20 protein-coding genes are annotated in these 19,673 nt (G+C 71.4%); 3 read left to right on the top strand and 17 right to left on the bottom strand.

Annotated features, from left to right (window positions below; translation table 11 throughout):
• Window positions 1–653 precede the first annotated feature (653 nt).
• On the top strand, window positions 654–1,058 hold the full coding sequence (locus tag ACO03V_RS01625; protein ID WP_367732140.1) for a dehydrogenase: 405 nt from the start codon (window positions 654–656) through the stop codon (window positions 1,056–1,058).
• A 470-nt stretch (window positions 1,059–1,528) separates the two neighbouring features.
• Here the strand turns inward: ACO03V_RS01625 and ACO03V_RS01630 are convergent, their stop codons facing one another.
• From ACO03V_RS01630 to ACO03V_RS01655, 6 genes are all read right to left on the bottom strand, one after another.
• Window positions 1,529–2,191 carry a hypothetical protein gene (locus tag ACO03V_RS01630; protein ID WP_423136367.1) on the bottom strand — a complete coding sequence of 221 codons (663 nt, stop codon included), beginning with the start codon at window positions 2,189–2,191 and terminating at the stop codon, window positions 1,529–1,531.
• A gap of 46 nt (window positions 2,192–2,237) precedes the next feature.
• The gene (locus ACO03V_RS01635) at window positions 2,238–2,747 is read right to left on the bottom strand and encodes an amino-acid N-acetyltransferase (RefSeq protein WP_423136368.1); all 510 of its coding nucleotides are present in this window, start codon (window positions 2,745–2,747) and stop codon (window positions 2,238–2,240) included.
• Window positions 2,748–2,818: 71 nt separating this feature from the next.
• A complete protein-coding gene (locus tag ACO03V_RS01640) occupies window positions 2,819–5,344 on the bottom strand; it encodes an ATP-dependent Clp protease ATP-binding subunit (protein WP_367732134.1) in 2,526 nt (841 codons plus the stop codon).
• A gap of 178 nt (window positions 5,345–5,522) precedes the next feature.
• The gene (locus ACO03V_RS01645; RefSeq protein ID WP_423136369.1) at window positions 5,523–6,233 is read right to left on the bottom strand and encodes a hypothetical protein; all 711 of its coding nucleotides are present in this window, start codon (window positions 6,231–6,233) and stop codon (window positions 5,523–5,525) included.
• A 72-nt stretch (window positions 6,234–6,305) separates the two neighbouring features.
• Complete coding sequence (gene cls, locus ACO03V_RS01650) at window positions 6,306–7,772, bottom strand: cardiolipin synthase (RefSeq protein ID WP_423136370.1); 1,467 nt, start codon at window positions 7,770–7,772, stop codon at window positions 6,306–6,308.
• A gap of 63 nt (window positions 7,773–7,835) precedes the next feature.
• A complete protein-coding gene (locus ACO03V_RS01655; protein WP_367732127.1) occupies window positions 7,836–8,033 on the bottom strand; it encodes a hypothetical protein in 198 nt (65 codons plus the stop codon).
• Window positions 8,034–8,164: 131 nt separating this feature from the next.
• Here ACO03V_RS01655 and ACO03V_RS01660 point away from each other — a divergent pair, with 131 nt between their 5' ends.
• Both ACO03V_RS01660 and ACO03V_RS01665 read left to right on the top strand, forming a co-directional pair.
• Window positions 8,165–8,713 (top strand): DUF4192 family protein, encoded by a 549-nt coding sequence (locus ACO03V_RS01660; protein ID WP_423136371.1) that lies wholly within the window; start codon window positions 8,165–8,167, stop codon window positions 8,711–8,713.
• A gap of 44 nt (window positions 8,714–8,757) precedes the next feature.
• Window positions 8,758–9,297, top strand: coding sequence for a hypothetical protein (locus tag ACO03V_RS01665; RefSeq protein ID WP_423136372.1), 540 nt, complete (start codon window positions 8,758–8,760; stop codon window positions 9,295–9,297).
• On the opposite strand, the gene lysS is transcribed toward ACO03V_RS01665, so the two are convergent.
• From lysS to ftsH, 11 genes are all read right to left on the bottom strand, one after another.
• Window positions 9,248–10,768 carry a lysine--tRNA ligase gene (gene lysS / locus ACO03V_RS01670; protein ID WP_423136373.1) on the bottom strand — a complete coding sequence of 507 codons (1,521 nt, stop codon included), beginning with the start codon at window positions 10,766–10,768 and terminating at the stop codon, window positions 9,248–9,250. The genes ACO03V_RS01665 and lysS overlap by 50 nt on opposite strands.
• Before the next feature lie 114 nt (window positions 10,769–10,882).
• Window positions 10,883–11,737, bottom strand: a complete 855-nt coding sequence (gene panC, locus ACO03V_RS01675; protein WP_423136374.1) for a pantoate--beta-alanine ligase — start codon at window positions 11,735–11,737, stop codon at window positions 10,883–10,885.
• Window positions 11,734–12,453: a DUF2520 domain-containing protein gene (locus ACO03V_RS01680; RefSeq protein WP_367732066.1), complete on the bottom strand. Its 720-nt coding sequence runs from the start codon at window positions 12,451–12,453 to the stop codon at window positions 11,734–11,736. The genes panC and ACO03V_RS01680 overlap by 4 nt, the downstream gene beginning before the upstream one ends.
• Window positions 12,450–14,096 (bottom strand): PH domain-containing protein, encoded by a 1,647-nt coding sequence (locus tag ACO03V_RS01685; protein WP_423136375.1) that lies wholly within the window; start codon window positions 14,094–14,096, stop codon window positions 12,450–12,452. The genes ACO03V_RS01680 and ACO03V_RS01685 overlap by 4 nt, the downstream gene beginning before the upstream one ends.
• 89 nt (window positions 14,097–14,185) lie before the next feature.
• Window positions 14,186–14,770, bottom strand: a complete 585-nt coding sequence (locus ACO03V_RS01690; RefSeq protein ID WP_367732062.1) for a PH domain-containing protein — start codon at window positions 14,768–14,770, stop codon at window positions 14,186–14,188.
• A gap of 79 nt (window positions 14,771–14,849) precedes the next feature.
• On the bottom strand, window positions 14,850–15,347 hold the full coding sequence (locus ACO03V_RS01695; RefSeq protein ID WP_387056206.1) for a DUF3180 domain-containing protein: 498 nt from the start codon (window positions 15,345–15,347) through the stop codon (window positions 14,850–14,852).
• Window positions 15,344–15,871 (bottom strand): 2-amino-4-hydroxy-6-hydroxymethyldihydropteridine diphosphokinase, encoded by a 528-nt coding sequence (gene folK / locus ACO03V_RS01700; protein WP_423136376.1) that lies wholly within the window; start codon window positions 15,869–15,871, stop codon window positions 15,344–15,346. The genes ACO03V_RS01695 and folK overlap by 4 nt, the downstream gene beginning before the upstream one ends.
• Entirely contained in the window at window positions 15,868–16,236 is a 369-nt protein-coding gene (folB, locus tag ACO03V_RS01705; protein WP_367732055.1) for a dihydroneopterin aldolase, read from the bottom strand. Before folB ends, folK begins: the two co-directional genes overlap by 4 nt.
• A complete protein-coding gene (gene folP, locus ACO03V_RS01710; RefSeq protein WP_423136377.1) occupies window positions 16,236–17,036 on the bottom strand; it encodes a dihydropteroate synthase in 801 nt (266 codons plus the stop codon). Before folP ends, folB begins: the two co-directional genes overlap by 1 nt.
• Entirely contained in the window at window positions 17,033–17,620 is a 588-nt protein-coding gene (folE, locus tag ACO03V_RS01715; RefSeq protein ID WP_367732050.1) for a GTP cyclohydrolase I, read from the bottom strand. The genes folP and folE overlap by 4 nt, the downstream gene beginning before the upstream one ends.
• Before the next feature lie 6 nt (window positions 17,621–17,626).
• Window positions 17,627–19,630: an ATP-dependent zinc metalloprotease FtsH gene (gene ftsH / locus ACO03V_RS01720; protein ID WP_367732048.1), complete on the bottom strand. Its 2,004-nt coding sequence runs from the start codon at window positions 19,628–19,630 to the stop codon at window positions 17,627–17,629.
• Between the last annotated feature and the right edge of the window lie 43 nt (window positions 19,631–19,673).

Consider the following 19,673-nt stretch of genomic DNA (forward strand, 5'->3'; position numbering starts at 1 on the left):
CGGCGAAGAGATGGCAGCGAAGGGAGGAGATGTCGCGAAGGGAGGACCCCTGCGGCATCCATCCCCCTCCGCCGCCCGCATCTCCTCCGCTCCCCGCGAGACGTCGCGGCGGGACGCGGCGCCGGCGGCGCCGGCGAAGTGATGGCGGCGACGGGAGGAGATGTTGCGAAGGGAGGACCCCTGCGGCATCCATCCCCCTCCGCCGCCCACATCTCCTCCGCTCCCCGTGGACGTCGCGGCGGGACGCGGCGCCCGCGAGCTCTACCGGCGAAGAGATGGCAGCGAAAGGAGGGGATGTCGCGAAGGGAGGACCCCCGAGGCATGAATCGACCTCGGCGAGTCTCCTCCGCTCGGCGACGGTCAGCGCCCGGGCGGGGCGGTCCGACGACGGCGGTGAGGCGAGGTGTAGCCGAGCACCGCGGGGATCACGAGTCCGGCGGCGCACACGGCGCCGGCGATCAGGAACTCCATGCCGTCGAGTCTGTCACGCGACCATCGTGGGCGCGAGTCGCCCCCGCGCCCCGCCCGAGCCGCGCGGCTCGCGCCCTCCCGACGGCCGTGGGCCGTGGCATCCCTTCGCCGAGATCGCGCCATCTCGCGCGAGCGGGACGCTCCGCGCGGGGCGGCCGCGGCGACCCGGCTAGGCTCGGAGGATGGCCGGCGGAAAGAAGCGCAAGGGACCGAGCGTGGAGTTCAAGAACACCGCCCTCACGGACGCCCTCCAGACGCAGGACATGGCCGCGATCGCGTTCGCGCTGCGTCACGGCCCGACCGTCGTGCCGCTCATGCGGGCCGGCGACCCGGACAACCCGCTCGACACCGGCGAGGTGTGGACCTACCGCGACCCGAACACGGGCCAGGTCGCCCTGCTGCTCTTCAGCGACGCCGCGCACAAGCCCGAGACCCTTCCGCCGCACGTCGCCCTGCAGTCCCCGCAGTGGCTGCGCGCGTTCCTCGGTGCGCACGAGGCCGAGATCACGACGGTGTTCATCGACATCGCCGGGCCGCACCCCATCCAGGCCTCGCCGACCGACGTCATCGCCGCGCTCGACGCCTGACCGGCGGCGCACCCAAGCGCTCCAGGCCCGCCCGCCCGGCGCACCCGCCCGGCGCACCCGCGGCGACCGCACCGCGGCGGTCACCGCGATAGGCAGTGCGCCCGCACCATGCGGAATGGCCGCGAGACAGCCTGTCCTCACACCGTCGCCTGCCCCGACGTCGCCCACCCCGCACCGCCCCACGCCCGGACATGACAAAGGCCCTCTCGAGAACTCCAGTTGGGGGCTGGGGATCTCGAGAGGGCCCACATCCTCGAGGCCGCATGCCTTCTGTGCTTGGGGAACACTCCGGCACGTCGCTGGGGACGACGCTTGCGACCTTTCTTCGAGGACATCTCCAGGCTACGTGCCCGCCCTCGAACCGTCTGTCCTCTCTTCGGGGGACATTCTCCCGGTCACAGCCGATTCCTTGGACATGTCCGACGGCGCGGAGGACTCGCGGAGCGTCCGCATCGCGCGGACACGGACCCTCACTGCAGGATGAACGTCGCCGTTCCGGCCGACGGGATGCCGCCGATCGAGACGCTCAGGTGGTACGTCGCTCCCCCACCGGGCGCGAACGGACGCTCGCCGTCGCAGGAGTCGACCGAGGAACGCGTCCGGTCCCACGTCAGCGGCGCCGCACTCGTGACCTCCTGCCCCGCGGTCAGGACGACCTCCATGTCGCTCGGCTCGGTCTGGCAGTCGGTCGACCGCCACCACACGTCGGACCCGCTCGTGACGGTGAAGGACTGGGCGCTCGTGCCGACGTTCATCCGGCAGTCGCTGGTCCCGGTGTTGGCGAGACGGATGGACAGCTGCGGGTTCTGCCCCTGCGCGTACTCTGCCTGGTCGGACAGCGCCTCGACGCGGATGTCCGCGGGCGAGCACTCGACGGGCCCGGCGTCGGCGGCGGCGGAGGGCGTCTCGGACGGTACGGGTGCCGAAGTGGACGCGGACGGCGACGGGGCGCCGGGGGTGCTCGAGGAGGCGGGGGCCGGCGTCGTCGCATCGGCGGTCGGGGCGGCACGCCACGGCGGCGCGGCCACGAGCCAGACGACGAGGCCGATCACCGCGAGCGCGAGCAGCACGGCGACGAGGCGGCGCCGGCGGTAGACCGCCGGAGAGTGCCGCCTGCGGGGGGCATCGGTCATACGTCCAGGGTAGGCGGCGCGCCTGTGCACGCCCTCCGCGGCGCGCTCAGAGGTGCTTGAGCATGCGGGTGTTGCCCAGGGTGTTGGGCTTCACGTGCGCGAGGTCCAGGAACTCGGCGACGCCCTCGTCGGGACTGCGCAGCAGCTGCGAGTAGACGTCGGGGTCGACCACCTGCTCGCCGATCGGCGCGAAGCCGCGGCGCGTGAAGAACTCGACCTCGAACGTCAGGCAGAACAGACGATGGATGCCGAGATCTCGCGCCTGCTGCTCCAGTACCTCGACGATGGCGCGACCGATGCCATGGTGCAGCCATTCATCGTGGACGATGAGCGTCCGGATCTCGCCGAGGTCCTCCCACATCACATGCAGGGCACCGCATCCGATGATCTGGCCGTCCACCTCGGCCACGACGAACTGCTGGACCGACCCGAACAGCACGGCGAGATCCTTGCCGAGCAGGATGCGCTTCTGCACGTACGGCTCCAGCAGCGCGTGGATGCGTCGCACGTCCGCGGTGGTCGCGGGTCGGACGACGAACGGCGCGGGATCGGTCATCGTCCCAGCGTACGCCGGGGACGCGGAAGGGCCCGGATGCCGTAGCATCCGGGCCCCTCAGGCGTCGGCGGTCAGTTGCCGGCGACGATGTCCGGCGTCGCGGTGATCTCCCCCGCGGTGCCGACACCGATCGCGACCTTCTCACCGCGCGGGCTGGTCTCGAACGAGAACTGGCCGTTCTCGACGCCGACCTTGACGTGGTCGCCCGACTCGAGCTCGCCGTGCAGGATCTTCTCGCTGAGACGGTCCTCCACCTCGCGCTGCATGGCGCGACGCAGGGGGCGAGCACCGAGCGTCGGGTCGAAGCCGATCTCGATGAGCTTGTCCTTCGCGTCGTCCGAGAGCTCCACCGTCATGTCGCGGTCGAGCAGGCGGTCGGCGAGGCGCTTCACGAAGAGGCCCACGATCTGGCGGAGCTCCTCCTTGTTCAGCTGCGGGAAGACGATGACGTCGTCGACGCGGTTGAGGAACTCGGGCTTGAAGTGACGCTTGAGCTCCTCGTCGACCTTGCCCTTCATCCGCTCGTACGAGGTCTGCGCGCTGCCCTCGACCTGGAAGCCGACCGGACCACCGGCGATCGCCGACGAACCGAGGTTCGTCGTCATGATGATCACGGTGTTCTTGAAGTCGATGACACGACCCTGACCGTCGGTCAGGCGGCCTTCCTCGAGGATCTGCAGCAGCGAGTTGAAGATGTCGGGGTGGGCCTTCTCGATCTCGTCGAAGAGCACGACCGAGAACGGCTTGCGGCGCACCTTCTCGGTGAGCTGGCCGCCCTCTTCGAACCCGACGAACCCGGGAGGGGCACCGAACAGACGCGAGACGGTGTGCTTCTCACCGAACTCCGACATGTCGAGGGAGATCAGCGCACCCTCGTCGTCGAAGAGGAACTCGGCGAGAGCCTTGGCCAGCTCGGTCTTTCCGACACCGGTGGGACCGGCGAAGATGAACGAGCCCGAGGGGCGCTTGGGGTCCTTCAGGCCCGCGCGCTGACGACGGATCGTGCGCGACAGGGCGGCGATCGCCTCTTCCTGGCCGATGACCCGCTGGTGCAGGGCCTTCTCCATGAACATGAGGCGGCTGGACTCCTCCTCGGTGAGCTTGAACACCGGGATGCCGGTCGCCTGGGCGAGCACCTCGGCGATCAGGCCCTCGTCCACGACCGCGTGCGACGCGACGTCACCCGAGCGCCACTGCTTCTCGAGGCGCAGACGCTCGGCGAGCAGGGACTTCTCCTCGTCGCGGAGCGACGCGGCCTTCTCGAAGTCCTGCTCCTCGGAGGCCTGCTCCTTCTGCTCGCGGACCTTGGCGATCTTCTCGTCGAACTCGCGCAGCTCCGGCGGGCTCGACAGGATCGACAGGCGCAGGCGGGCGCCGGCCTCGTCGATCAGGTCGATGGCCTTGTCCGGCAGGAAGCGATCGCTGATGTAGCGGTCGGCGAGGTTGGCCGCGGCCACGATGGCGCCGTCGGTGATCTGCACCTTGTGGTGCGCCTCGTAACGGTCGCGCAGCCCCTTCAGGATGTTGATCGCGTGGGGCAGGCTCGGCTCGGCCACCTGGATCGGCTGGAAGCGGCGCTCGAGCGCGGCGTCCTTCTCGAAGTGCTTGCGGTACTCGTCCAGCGTGGTGGCGCCGATGGTCTGGAGCTCGCCACGCGCGAGGAGGGGCTTGAGGATGGATGCCGCGTCGATCGCACCCTCGGCGGCACCCGCACCCACGAGGGTGTGGATCTCGTCGATGAAGACGATGATGTCGCCGCGCGTGCGGATCTCCTTGGTGACCTTCTTCAGGCGCTCCTCGAAGTCGCCGCGGTAGCGGGAACCGGCGATGAGCGAGCCGAGGTCGAGCGAGTAGACCTGCTTGTCCTTGAGCGTCTCGGGCACATCGCCCTTGACGATGGCCTGGGCGAGGCCTTCGACGACCGCCGTCTTTCCGACACCGGGCTCGCCGATGAGGACGGGGTTGTTCTTCGAGCGGCGCGACAGGATCTGCATCACGCGCTCGATCTCCTTCTCGCGCCCGATGACGGGGTCGAGCTTGTTGTCGCGCGCGGCCTGCGTGAGGTTGCGGCCGAACTGGTCGAGCACGGCAGACCCGCCCTGCGCACCCTGCGAGGTCTGCTCGCCGGCACCGGAGGCGACGCCCGCGGGCTCCTTGCCCTGGTAGCCCGAGAGCAGCTGGATGACCTGCTGGCGCACCTTGTTCAGGTCGGCGCCGAGCTTGACGAGCACCTGGGCGGCGACGCCCTCGCCCTCACGGATGAGGCCGAGCAGGATGTGCTCGGTGCCGATGTAGTTGTGACCGAGCTGCAGCGCTTCGCGCAGCGACAGCTCGAGGACCTTCTTCGCACGGGGCGTGAAGGGGATGTGGCCGGTCGGCTGCTGCTGCCCCTGGCCGATGATGTCCTGCACCTGCTCGCGCACGGCGTCGAGCGAGATGCCGAGCGACTCCAGCGCCTTGGCAGCTACACCCTCGCCCTCGTGGATGAGGCCCAGGAGGATGTGCTCGGTGCCGATGTAGTTGTGGTTCAGCATCTTCGCCTCTTCTTGGGCGAGCACCACGACACGACGGGCACGATCGGTGAATCTCTCGAACATCCTCAGTCCCTCCAAAAATGGGCTGACAGGCACGCCTCCGCGCGCCGTACATCGAGAGTAACCAGCGCCCGGATGCCACGGCCCCGTGTTCGCCGTGGGCATACGGACGTCCATGCGCGAGCCGGCCACCGCCTCGGGAGCGACCCGGCGAGCCGCTTCCGCCGGCTCCCGACGCGGGTCAGCGGACGCCGAGCACCGGCACGGGGCCGTCGGCGGCGACGTTCCCGCCCGACAGCGTGAGGCTCACCTCGCCGGAGCCGGCGACGCCGCCCACCTCGGCCAGGGTGACCCGCGGGGCGATGTCCATGGTGCAGACCTGGTCGGCCGGCGGCGCGGCGAAGGTCAGGGCGATGGACTCCCCCTCCGCGGCGACGGTCTCGACCGCGGGACGGCAGCTCGAGCTGCCCCACGTCAGGACCGCGACGTGGGTGCTGTCGACCCACCCGGCGCTGGGGGCGAACTCGGCCACGGTCTCGGGCGCGGCGGGCAGTCCGGCGAGGATCGCCTGCCCGGTCACGGCGCCCTCGACCGAGATCTCGAGCCCCTGCGTCGGGTCGACGCCGGCGGGGAGCATGACGGCGGTCGCCCGCGGGGCCATGTCGCGCGTGCACGCGGTGTCGGCGCTGTCCGCCAGCGTCACCGTGAGCACTCGTCCGTCGAGGGTGGGCTCGCCCGCCGCCGTCGGCACGCAGGACGAGCTCCCGTACGTGACGAGCGCGACCATGCGGCCCCCGTCGAGCCACCCGGCCGTGGTGTCCGACGCGGGCGCCGAGGAGGCGGCATCCAGAGTCTCAGGGGACGTCGCGGCACCGGACGCGCAGCCGGTCAGCGCACCCGCGGCCAGCAGACCGGCACCGAGCAGACCGAGGAGCGTGTATCGACGGGACATGGGGGGACCTCCAGGGGACGACGGGCTTCCATCCTGGCGAAGAATCCTGGATGCCACCGGCGAGCGGCCGCCTTACTGGAGGGCGGAGGTCAGCCGGGCGAGGTTGTCGAGGATCGTGGAGCGCAGCGGCTGGCGGCGCCACTCCTCGATGGTGAGCTCACGGCTGAGGCCGCGGTACATGTCCTCGACCGCGCGCATGTCGCGGACGAACTCCTCGCCGCGCACGAGCATCGACACCTCGAGGTTGAGACCGAACGAGCGCATGTCCATGTTGCTGGAGCCGATGACCGCGACCTCGTCGTCGATCGTGAGGCTCTTGGAGTGGAGGATGAACGGCTTGCGGTACATCCAGATGATGACGCCCGCGTTCAACAACGCTTCGTAGTAGCTGCGCTGGGCGTGGTAGACCATCGCCTGGTCGCCCTCTTCGGAGACGAAGAGCTCGACGTGGACGCCGCGCTGACACGCCGTGGTGATGGCCAGGAGCAGCGCCTCGTCCGGGACGAAGTAGGGGCTGACGATGATGATGCGCTCGCGGGCGGCGAAGAGCAGGCCGAGGAACAGCTTGAGGTTGTTCTGGAAGTCGAAGCCCGGACCGGACGGAACGATCTGGCAGTCGAGGTCGCCCGGCCCCGAGCTCACGTTGAACAGGTCGATCTCGTCGCTCAGCGTCTCGTCCGTCTCGCTGTACCAGTCGCTGAGGAAGACCGCGTTGATGCTCGCGACCACGGGCCCCTCGACCCGCACCATCATGTCGACCCAGTGCAGACCGCGGCGGATGTTGCGGCGCAGGTTGTAGGACGAGTCCGTGACGTTCTGGGAGCCCATGAACGCGACGTCGCCGTCGATCACGAGGAGCTTGCGGTGGTTGCGGAGGTCCGGGCGCTGCCACCGCCCGCGCAGCGGCTGCACGGGGAGGAGGAGGTGCCAGTGCGCCCCCATCGCGTCGAGGCGGCGGAGGGTCTGCTTGTAGAACGGCTTGCCGCGATTGGCCCAGTGGTCCAGCAGCACGCGGACGACCACGCCTCGGGCGGCGGCCTCCTCCAGCGCGCGGAAGAAGTTGTCGGTCGAGTCGTCGGTCTGCAGGATGTAGAACTCGACGTGCACGTAGCGTTTCGCCTGGCGGATGGCGTCCGCCATGGCATCCAGGCTCTCCTGGTAGTCCGCGATGAGCGTGGCGGCGTTGTCGCCCGCGATCGGCATGGCCCCGAGGTTGCGGTTCAGCCGGACGAGGGCCCGGAACCAGTCGGGGGCGTGCGGGCGCAACGTCCCGAAGTCGAGCGAGGCGCTGGTGTCGTGGATGTAGTGGTTGATCGCGGTCTGCTTGCGCCGGCGCACACGTGGGAGGCGTGGGTTGCCGATGAGCAGGAAGAGGAACACCCCGACGAACGGGATGAAGTAGATCGCGAGCAGCCAGGCCATCGCGGCGGTGGGCCGACGGTTGCGCGGAACGATGATGATCGCGGCGATGCGCACGACCAGGTCGACCACGAAGAGCGTGATGACGAGCCAACTCGCTTCGAAGGTGGCGTCGAACACGGGTCCTCCTGGGCGGTCGGTCCCCCCAGCGTAGTGAGTGGGTCCGACGGAGCCCGACGCGGGCTAGCGGCTTGACGTCTCGGTGGTCGGTGCTACCGGGGGCAGACCGCGCTTCGCCCGCTCCTGCGCCTCGACGCGCGCGTACGCCTTGCGCTCCGTGCGGTCCATGCGCAGGACGCCGCGGAGGATCAGGTAGAACGTCAGCGACACCACGATGGTGGGCAGGATCGCCCAGAGGACTGCGACCCAGTAGTTATCCACCCCGCAAGGATACCCGCGGCGCCTGAGCGAAGGACGGGAAGTCTCCTCCACACGCAGCGGATCTCCCGATCCGTCCCCGGACGAGCCGATCGGGCCGACGGGCGACGGCCCCGCCGGAGCAGGGTGCTGGCATGTCCACCATCATCCGTGCCGCCACATCGGCGGAGTTCCTCTCCCTCGTCCCCCATCTGCTCGGCTGCACCCCCGTCCGCAGCCTCGTCCTCGTGCCGTTCGTCGGCTCCCGGACCCTCGGCGCCCTGCGCGCCGATCTGCCCGTCGAGGCCGACACCGACGACCTCGACCGGATCGCGTCCACGCTCATCGGACTCGTGTGCAAGGTGTCGCACGTCGACGCGCTCGCCCTCGTCGTCTACACCGACGACCCGGTCGGGACGACGCCGCGTCCGCACGCGACCCTCATCGACGCGCTCCTGTCCCGCGCGGACATCTGCGGGCTCGAGCTCCGCGACGCGCTCGCCGTCGGACCCGACGGGTGGACGTCGTACCTCGATGACGCGGGTGCCCGACCGCACGCGGAGCCGGCCCCCGTCGGAGGCCTTGATCACCCGCTCGACGCCGACCAGTTCGTCCGGGCGGAGCTCCCGGAGCTGGGGCTCCTCCGCACGGAGCATCTCGCGCGGCTCGGGCTGGAGCTGGAGAACGGGCTGGCGGACACCTGAGCGCCTCCGCGGCCACCGCCGCGCTGCACCTGTCCGACCCCTGCGTGCTCTTCGAGGACCTGGTGGACGCGGAGCCCGACCCGGACGACGTCCCGCGCCTGGCCGGGATGCTGTGGGCGCTGCAGCGCCCGGCCCTCCGCGACGTCGCCCTCACCCAATGGGCCACCGACCTGCCCACCGGCGACCGCGCCCTGGACGCGCAGCTCGCCTTCCTCGACGGTGATCCGATCGACGAGGATCTGGCCGAGACCCTCCTCGGCGAGGGCGAGGTGCCGGACGTCCGTCGCCTGACCCGCGGCCTCGACGTCTGCCGACACGTGGCGGCCGCCGCGCCGCCCGCGCTGCGACCGGGGCCGCTGGCCGCCGCCGCCTGGCTGTCCTGGGCCCTCGGCCGGTCCACGCACGCGGGGACCTATGCGGCTCACGCCCGGGCGATCGACGACGAGCACGGGCTCGCCGGCATCGTCCTCGCCCTCGTCGCGGGTCAACGACTGCCCGAGTGGGCGTTCCGGCGCGAACCGCCGGTCGCGGCGGCTACTTCACCAGCGGGAACAGGATGGTCTCGCGGATGCCCAGGCCGGTGATGGCCATGAGCAGCCGGTCGATGCCCATCCCCATACCCCCGGTCGGCGGCATGCCGTGCTCGAGCGCGCGCAGGAACTCCTCGTCGATCGGCATCGCCTCGACGTCGCCGCGGGCGGCGAGCTTGGCCTGCTCGGTGAAGCGCTCGCGCTGGATGACCGGGTCGATGAGCTCCGAGTACCCCGTCGCCAGTTCGAAACCGCGGACGTACAGGTCCCATTTCTCCACGACGCCGGGGATCGACCGGTGCTCGCGGACCAGCGGGCTCGTGTCCACGGGGAAGTCCATGACGAAGGTCGGCCGCGTCAGCCCGCCCTTGACGAAGTGCTCCCACAGCTCCTCGACCCACTTGCCAAGGGTCTCCTGCGGCGGGGCGTCGACGCCGGCCTCGGCACCCAGGGCGCGCAGCTCGTCCAGGGACGTCTGCGGGGTGATGGCGTGACCCGAGGCCTCCGACAGCGAGTCGTACATCGAGATGCGGTCCCAGTCCCCGCCCAGGTCGTACTCGGTTCCGTCCGCCCAGGTGACGGTCGTCGAACCGGCGACCGCGACCGCGGCGTCCTGGATGAGGGCCTGGGTGAGGTCGGCGATCCCGTTGTAGTCGGTGTACGACTGGTACGCCTCGAGCATCGCGAACTCGGGGCTGTGCGTGGAGTCGGCACCCTCGTTGCGGAAGTTGCGGTTGATCTCGAAGACGCGGTCGATACCGCCGACCACCGCGCGCTTCAGGTAGAGCTCCGGGGCGATACGCAGGAAGAGCTCGGCGTCGAACGCGTTCGAGTGGGTGACGAAGGGACGCGCGCTGGCGCCGCCGTGCTGAACCTGCAGCATCGGCGTCTCGACCTCGACGAAGTCCCGCTCCGCGAACGTGCGACGCAGGCTCGCGTTCACCTTGGCGCGGGCCAGGACGGTCTCGCGGGCGCGATCGCGCACGATGAGGTCGAGGAAGCGGCTGCGGACGCGGCTCTCCTCGCTCAGCTCCGTGTAGAGGTTGGGCAGGGGCAGCACGGCCTTGGCGGCGATGGCCCAGTCCGACACCATGATCGACAGCTCGCCGCGGCGGCTGGAGATGACCTCGCCCGAGACGAACACGTGGTCGCCGAGATCGACCAGGTCCTTCCACTGCTGCAGCGACTCGTCGCCCACGTTCGCGAGCGACACCATCGCCTGGATGCGACTGCCGTCACCGGCCTGCAGGGACGCGAAGCACAGCTTGCCCGTGTTGCGGCTGAACACCACGCGACCGGCGACCCCGGCGGTCGTCCCGGTCTCCGCGCCGGCCTCGAGGTCGCCGTAGCGCTCGCGCAGGGCGGGGATGGTGTCCGTCACCGGGACCGTCACCGGATAGGGACCGCCCGCGGCGTCGGCGCGCTCGGCGAGCAGGCGCTCGCGCTTGGCGAGGCGGACCGCCTTCTGCTCGAAGACGTCGTCTTCGGGGGAATCGGCGGCGTCGTTCGCGGGCGCGTCGGTCATCGTGGAGGCTCCTCGGGGTCGGCATCCAGTCTATTCGCCCGGCCCCTCGGCCCCCGCGCCGCGGACGTCGTCGCCCCACCGCCGCCGGACGGCCGGGGCGAGGCGGATCCCGGGTCAGCGCAGGGCGATCTCCGCGTTGTCGATGAACCGGTGACCGCCGACGGTCGCCGCGATCAGGGTGAGGGCGCGGCCGGTGTGGTCCTCGTCCACCGAGAGGAACGTCTCGGGGTCGACGACCGAGAGGTACTCGAGACGGATGCGCGGCTCGCCCATCAGCGCCGACTGCGCGGCGGCGATGCAGGCGTCCACGCCACGGTCGGCATTGGATGCCGCCGCCTCGAGGGCCTGCGGAAGCTTCGACGCGGCACGACGATCGGCCTCGTCGAGGAGCGCGACCCGGCTCGAGACCGGCAGGCCGTCCTCCGTCCGCACCGTCGGGACCGTGATCACGTCGATGCCGAAGTCGAGATCGCGCACCATGCGCTGCACGAGGAAGGCGCGCTGAAGGTCGCGCTCCCCGTAGACGGCGACGTCCGGGCGCACGAGGTGGAACAGCTTGGCCTCGACGGTGAGCACGCCGTCGAAGTAGAAGGGACGCAGGCGCCCCTCGTACCGGAGCCCGACGTCTCCGGCGGCGACGCGCATGCTCCCCGTGCCCGCGGGCAGGAACTCCGCGGCCGTGGGGGCGAAGACGATGTCGACCTCCAGATCCCGCAGGATCTCGGCGTCGCCCAGCGGCGAGCGCGGATAGGCCGCCGTCTCCTCCGCTGTCCGGAAGCGCAGCGGATTGACGAAGGTCGAGACGACGACGACGTCGGCCGCGTCGCGCGCCGCGCGGATCAGGTCGACGTGACCGTCGTGCAGGGCGCCGAGTGTCGAGACCAGGGCGACGCGCGGCCCTCGTTCCAGCTGGTCTGCGCCTCGGATCTCGCCGAGTCGGGTGCGCAGATCCCGGGTGGTGCGGATCATTGGTCGATCGTAGCGTCGCGATCGTCGCGCGGCCGACCGGCGCCATCCGCGAGCGCCTGGTCCACGCTCGAGCGCACGAGCGCCGACAGGTATCCGCCGGGATTGTCGACGCCGACGTCCGACAGGAGCGCGCTCGCCTGCCGCACGATGGACCGCGAGAACTCGGTCGCCGTGCCGATGGCCTCGGCGTACGCGACGCGGTCGGCTTCGGCGATCACGACGGGCTCGCAGCCCAGCTCGACGGCGAGGGCCTGCGCGATCGGCAGGACGGGGCCCGGTGCCGTCACCGCCGCGTACCCCTGCGCGAGCTGCCGCAGGTCGATCGAGGTCCCCGTGAAGGTGATCGCAGGATGGATCGCCAGGGGGATGGCCCCCGAGCGCAGGGCGGGAGTCAGCACGTCCGTGCCGTACGCAGGATCGGTGTGCAGGACCAGCTGTCCCGGCTGCCACGCACCCAGCTCCGCGAGACCGCCGACGAGCCCCGGCAGCTGGTCGTGCGGCACCGCCACGACGACGAGCTCGCTCCGACGCACGACCTCCTCCGCTGTCAGCACGGGCAACCCGGGGAGGACCGCCTCCACCCGGTCGTCGTCCGAGCCCGACGTGATGCCGACGAGCGCATGGCCCGCTCCTGCCAGGGCCGCTCCGACGACGGGGCCCACCTTGCCGGCGCCGATGATGCCGACGCCGAGGCGTCCGTCCCGCCCCGGGCTCATCCGGCCCACCGGTGGCTGCGGTCGCCCGCCGCCGCGGCGACGGCACTCGCAGACGTGTCGTCCAGGAGCCGCACGGCGTCATCTCGGTCCAGCACGCCCACCGACGTGGGGACCGAGCCCGGGATGACGTGGGCGGTCACCGTCGCGGTGCGCATCGCACGGGCGAGGGGGCCCTGACGGACGCCGACGGACTGGAGACGCGCGAGCGGGAAGACGGAGAGCGAACGCCAGAGCCACCCGCGACGCAGGAACAGGGCGTCATGGGTGAGCAGGAACCCGTTGCGCCGCCACGAGAACAGGCGCAGGAGACGGGCACGAGCCGGCGTCGTCGTGAACGGATCCGTCGGGCGGGGCCCGAGCACACCGTCCTCGAAGAGCGCGGCCCATTCCTCGGGTGGGAGTCCGGGCGCCAGCACGCCGAGCACGCGCTCGACGTCCGCCCGCGTCCCGACCGGCAGCACCGCCGCGAACTGGTCGGTGCTCGTGTCCGTGGCACCGCGCCCGGACAGGCGGTTGACGGACACGGCCCACCAGCCGAACGGCCGCCAGAGCAGCGGCTGACGCACCTCCAGGGCGTGGATGCGTCCGGGCGGCACGACCTCGCTCACCGTGGTGAACAGTCCGAAGGTGACCCGGACGCCGTCGGGGGTCGGCGCGATCGAGTACCGCAGGCCGCGCGCCAGCGAGCGCACGTAGTAGGCCGCGAAGCCGAGGAACGCCGGCACGACCGAGAACAGGACCCACAACGTCGACGTGGAGGCCGCGACCACGGTGACGACGACGAAGACGAGGAGGAGCACGGTGGAGCCGCCCAGCAGACGGGATGCCGCCAGCCGACCGACCGGGATGCGTACGACGCTCTCGGGCTCGGCGTCGGACAGGTCCTCGCCGACGACGATGCCCTGGACGCCGTCGCCGACGACGCCCGCGGCGCGCTGCGCGAGGGAGCCCGGGCCGGCCGCGGCGGGCGATGCGCCCCGCGTGGACGCGGCCGCGAGCCGTCGCCCCGACGCCAGCCGCAGGATGTCGCCGCGCACCGTGTCGGCGTCGCGCGTGCCGAGGTACTCGAGCTTGACGTTCGCGTCCAGCCCCGCGCCGACGACCTCGAGCTTCGCCATCCCCAGTAGCCGCGCGATCATCGGCCGGGTGAGGTTGACCCCCTGGACGCGGTCGAGCGGGGCACGGCGGTGCGTGCGGAACAGGACACCCGACCGCACCTCCACGTCGTCGGCGCCGATGCGGAAGGTGTGGAAGCGCCACGACAGTCGGAACGCGACCAGCAGGACGATCAGAACGGCCAGGACGACACCCCCGGCGATGAGCAGCAGGTTGTTGCCGAGGATGAAGTCGACCGGGTCCGGCGGGTACTCCCCCGGGGGGACCTCCGAGAACGCCGGGACGAAGAGCTCGAGCAGCCGCTCCCGTGCGTTCGCGATGAACACTCCGATGATCACGAGCAGGAACAGCCCGCCGCGGAGCAGGGGGGTGAGCGGGTGGAGGTGATGCCATTCCCCGTCGCTGAGGGGCGATCGGACGCCGGGGCGCTCGGGCCCGTTCGGCTGCGGTGCGCGGTCCTGCCCGTCCGGCTGCGGTGTCACCGGGGTCGGCACGTCCGCCCGCGACACCGGGGTCGGCACATCCACCGGCCCCGCCGGGGCCGATGCGTCCGGTTGCGGAGTCAGAGACGGCCCCACCGGCGCGGCCCACCCCGGCTCGGGCGGACGGGAGTCGGTCACAGTCCGGTCCGTCGGGTCTCGGCGACCTCTATCAGGGTGTCGCGCAGCTGCTCGGCCGCCCGCTGGGTGAGGCCCGGGATCGTGACGCCGGTCGAGGCGGCCGCGGTCACGAGCTTGAGCTGCGCGATCCCGAACCCGCGGTCGAGAGGGCCGTGCGTGATGTCGACGAGCTGCATGCGCCCGTAGGGCACGGCGACCACCCGCTGCCACAGGATGCCGCGGCGGAAGACCAGATCGTCCCGGCGCAGCTGATACCCGAAGGACCGCGCTTGCCGCGGGGTGATCGCGAGACCGAAGGCGGTGACGAGCAGCACGACCCCCGCGGGGATCCAGTGCCACGAGAAGCCGAAGACGACCTGGACGACGATGGCCGCCGCGAGCACCAGGAGGAGCACGGCGCCCTGCGAGATCACCTGGACGAGGACGTAGGCGCGTGCGAGCTGGTGCCAGGTGCCGTCGCCGAGCGGCAGTCGGCCCTCGCCGCGCGGTTCCGGGATCCGGGAGAACGTGCGATCGTCGAGCGCATCGACCTCGCCGGACGGCGCGACCACGACGGGCGCCTCCCCCGACGGCGGAACCATCGACGACGCTTCCGGCGCCTCCCCGGCAGAAGACTCCTCCGCAGACACGACACGCACCGGCGCCTCCCCCGGCGTCACGTCACCGGACGGGCGGAAGGGACTCGGGGCGCTCTCCGGAGGACCCGGGGTGTTCGTCATCATCGTCCTTCCGAAGGGTGCACAGCTGCTCGGCGACGAGCCCCGCGACGACGAGCAGTGCTCCGCACACGGCCGTCGCGATGATCGATCCCAACGAGCCTAGCGACGGGGTGACGGGACGGGTGAGAACGAAGGCGAGAAGACCGAGGGCGAAGCCCGTGGCCGCGGCGCCCAGGATCGAGGACGCCTTGGCGAGCACGGCGATGCGCAGCGCGCGGAACGGGTCCACCCGCCGCGTCGACCGTCCCCGGCTCCCGCGGAACACCGGAACGGCGAGCGCCACGACGATGCCGCCGAGCAGCACGAACAGGATGGGCAGGCTCACCGCGGGCGAGAACGTCGCCCGCCCCATCGAGGTCAGCATCATGTCGAGCAGGAACCCGGCCGCACCGCCCACGATGGCGGCCGCGACGAGGATGCTCGGTCCCGTGCGCCTCATCGCGTCTCCCCGCGCACCTGGGCCAACAGCGCCGCGACCCGTCCGCGACCCGGGATCGTGGCATCCGGATCCACCTCCGCCCACGGGGCGAGCACGAACTCGCGCTCGTGCGCCCTCGGATGGGGGACGGTGAGCTTCTCCGTCGTGACCTGCAGATCGCCGTAGGTGATGAGGTCCAGGTCGAGCGTGCGATCCCCCCAGCGCTCGCGGCGCACGCGTCCGTGACGCGCCTCGATGCCGTGCAGGTGGTCGAGGAGGGATGCCGCGCTCAATCTCGTCCGCACGAGGGCGACGGCGTTGAGGTAGCGGGGGGCGTCGACGTCCTCGCCGTGCAGCGTGACGGCGACGGTCTCCAGCGGGGCGGACACCCGCACGTCGGAGGTGAGCGGCAGGCGGCGCAGCTCGCCGACGGCGGCGTCGAGGGTCTCGGCGCGGTCGCCGAGGTTCGCGCCGAGGGCGATGACGGCGGGCACGGGTTCCGCGGCCGGCGGCTCGCCGACGCCGTGCGCCAGGCCGAGGCTCACGCGCGCCCCCGACGGATGGTCACGGACACGTCGCCGAAGGGGACGGCGATCGGCGCCTGCGGCTTGTGCACCGTGATCGCGGTGAGACGGACCCGGTCGTCGGCGAGGACGACGTCTGCAATCCGCTGGGCGAGGGTCTCGAGGAGGTCGACCGGGTCGCCCGTCACGACCGCCGCGATCCGCTCGGCCAGCTCGCCGTAGTGCACCGTGTCCGCCACGTCGTCGGTCTCGGCCGCGCGCTGCAACGACAGGAAGAGCGTGGCGTCGACGACGAACTCCTGTCCGTCGCGTCTCTCGTCCGGATAGACGCCGTGGTACCCGCGGGCGCGGATCCCCGTCAGCGTGATCTCGTCGGCGAAATCCATCAGCCCTCCCAGGCGCGGGCGACGGCGAGCGCGTCGCGAGTGGTCGGCACGTCGTGCACGCGGACGGCCCACACCCCGGCGCGAGCCGCGAGGACGCTCGTGACGGCGGTCGCGAGGTCGCGGCGCGGCAGCGTGAGCTCGTCGCCGTCGGCGTCCAGGACATCCGCGAGGAAGCGCTTGCGGCTGGTTCCCACGAGCAGTCGCGGGCCGAGGGCGCCGAGGGCCGGCAATGCCCGCAGCGTGCCCCAGTTCTGGTCGCCGCGCTTGCCGAACCCGATGCCCGGGTCGAGGACGACCCGCGACGGGGCGATGCCCGCGGCCGCGGCGGCCTGCAGACGGGCCGACAGCTCGGCGGCGACCTCGCGGCCGACGTCGCCGTACTCCGCGTGGGCGTACATCTCCGACGAGGGTCCGCGCCAGTGCCCGAGGGCGATGTCGGCGTCGGTCCCGGCGACGGCGACGAGCATGTCGGGGTCGGCGAGACCGCCCGACACGTCGTTGACGAGGCGCGCGCCCGCGCGCACCGCGGCCGTCGCGGTCGAGGCGTTCATCGTGTCGATGCTCACATACGCCCCCTCGGCCGCGAGGGCCTCCACGACGGGGAGCACCCGCTCCTGCTCGACCCGCGGGGCGACCCGCTCGGCGCCGGGGCGCGTCGACTCGCCGCCCACGTCGAGCAGGTCGGCGCCCTCCGCGCGCAGCCGACGCGCGTGGGCGATCGCCGCGTCCGGGTCGAGGTACCGGCCGCCGTCGCTGAAGGAGTCGGGCGTCACGTTGACGATGCCCATGATCAGGGTCACGCGCGCCCGCCGATCAGGGACACGAGCTCGGCGCGAGCGACCGGCTCGGTGTAGACGCCGCGCGCCGCGATCGTCACCGTCGAGGCATCCGGCTGGCGTCCTCCGCGCATCGTGACGCACTCGTGGACCGCGTCGAGGATGACGAGCACCCCGCGGGCGTCCAAGGCGGTCGCGATGGCGTCGGCGACCTGCTCGCCGAGACGCTCCTGCACCTGGGGCCGCGCGGCGAGGATGTCGATCACCCGCGGCAGCGCGCCGAGGCCGACGACCTCCTCCCCCGGCAGGTACGCCACGTGCGCGTGTCCGCGGAAGGGCAGCAGATGGTGCTCGCACATCGAGCGGAAGGAGATGTCGCGCACCATGACGGCCCCGGACGGGAGGGTGTCCGGAGCGGGACCCCGGCTCACCGAGATGGTGTGCGCGAGAGGCGCGCCCGCGTCCTCGCCGACACCGGAGAAGAACTCCGTCCACGAGTCGGCGACGCGATCGGGAGTCTGACGCAGCCCGGGGCGATCGGGGTCCTCCCCGATCGCCTCGAGCAGCTCGCGGACGAGGGCGGCGACGCGTGTGCGGTCGACGGCCACGGCGCCCTAGGCGGTCGCCGGACGCGTCTGCCCGCTCGGACGACGCTGACCCTGCGGCGAGGTCTGCGGCTCGGCCTCGACGGACGCGGCGACACCGGCCGGGGCCTGGCGACGCGGCACGTCCACGGGGGGCAGCGACGACACCGGACGGTCGCCCGACGACAGCCACTGGGGGCGCGGGGGCAGACGCTTGACGTCCGTGAAGATCTCGGCGAGCTCGAGGTGGTCGAGCGTCTCCTTCTCGAGCAGCGCGAGCGCCAGGCGGTCGAGCACCTCGCGGTTGTCGTTGATGACCTGGTACGCCTCGTTGTGCGCCTGCTCGATGAGGCCGCGCACCTGCGCGTCCACCCGCTCGGCGATGCGCTCCGAGAAGTCGCGCCCGTGGCCCATGTCGCGGCCCATGAACACCTCGCCCGAGGAGGAGCCGAGCTTCACGGGACCCACATCGGTGGTCATGCCGTACTCGGTGACCATCTTGCGGGCGATGCTCGTCGCCTTCTCGATGTCGTTCGACGCACCAGTGGTCGGGTCGTGGAACACGATCTCCTCGGCGACGCGACCGCCCATGGCGTAGGTGAGCTGGTCCTGCAGCTCGTTGCGGGTGACCGAGTACTTGTCGTCGAGCGGCAGCACCATCGTGTAGCCGAGCGCCTTGCCGCGCGGGAGGATCGTGACCTTCGTGACGGGGTCGGTGTGGTTCATCGCCGCAGCGGCGAGGGCGTGGCCGCCCTCGTGGTACGCGGTGATGAGCTTCTCCTTCTCGCGCATCACCCGGGTACGACGCTGCGGTCCGGCGATCACGCGGTCGATGGCCTCGTCCAGCGCGCGGTTGTCGATCAGCTGTGCGTTCGAGCGCGCCGTGAGCAGGGCCGCCTCGTTGAGGACGTTCGCCAGGTCGGCACCGGTGAAGCCGGGCGTCTTGCGGGCGACGACCTCGAGGTCGACGGAGTCCGACAGCGGCTTGCCGCGGCCGTGCACCTCGAGGATGCGCTGGCGACCCTTGAGGTCCGGCGCGTCCACGCCGATCTGGCGGTCGAAACGGCCCGGACGCAGCAGAGCCGGGTCGAGGATGTCGGGACGGTTCGTCGCCGCGATGACGATGACGTTGACCTTCGGGTCGAAGCCGTCCATCTCGACGAGCATCTGGTTCAGCGTCTGCTCGCGCTCGTCGTGGCCGCCGCCCATGCCGGCGCCGCGGTGGCGGCCGACGGCGTCGATCTCGTCGATGAAGATGATGGCCGGGGAGCTCTCCTTGGCCTGGTTGAACAGGTCGCGGACGCGGCTCGCACCGACACCCACGAACATCTCGACGAAGTCGGATCCCGAGATCGAGTAGAACGGCACCCCGGCCTCGCCGGCGACGGCGCGCGCGAGCAGGGTCTTGCCGGTCCCGGGAGGGCCGTACAGCAGCACGCCCTTGGGGATGCGCGCGCCGACCTCCTCGAACTTCTTCGGGTCCTTCAGGAACTCCTTGATCTCGTCGAGCTCCTCGATCGCCTCGTCCGACCCGGCGACGTCCTGGAAGGTGACCGTCGGGGTCTCCTTCGTGACGAGCTTGGCCCGCGACTTGCCGAACTGCATGACCTTGCTGCCGCCCCCCTGCGCGCTGGACAGCAGGAACCAGAACAGCAGGCCCAGCAGCACGAGCGGGAGGATGAGCGAGAGGAACCCGTCGAACCAGCTCGGACGCGGCACGACGTCGTTGAAGCCGTCGGACGGCGCCGCGGCGTTGATCGCGCTGACGACCTCGTCGGCGCGGGCCGTGCCGTAGTAGAACTGCACGTCGTTCGCGCCCTCGAACGGCTGCGAGAGCACGAGGTCCACGCGCTGATCCGTGTCGTTCGTCGTCGCCGAGGTGACCGTGTCGCCCTGGAGCAGCTGCAGGCCCTCCTGCGTGGAGATCTGACGCGCCCCGCTCAGGTTGGAGATGAGGGAGAACCCGATGACGAGGAGCAGCACGACCAGCAGCACGTAGACGATCGGATTACGCGTGATCTTCTTGAAGTCCATGGTGTGGGCGAGCCCAGCCCTTTCGTGAACCGCCCGGGGAAAG

The sequence above is a fragment of the Microbacterium sp. HMH0099 genome, from assembly GCF_049384025.1.
GTDB lineage: Bacteria > Actinomycetota > Actinomycetes > Actinomycetales > Microbacteriaceae > Microbacterium.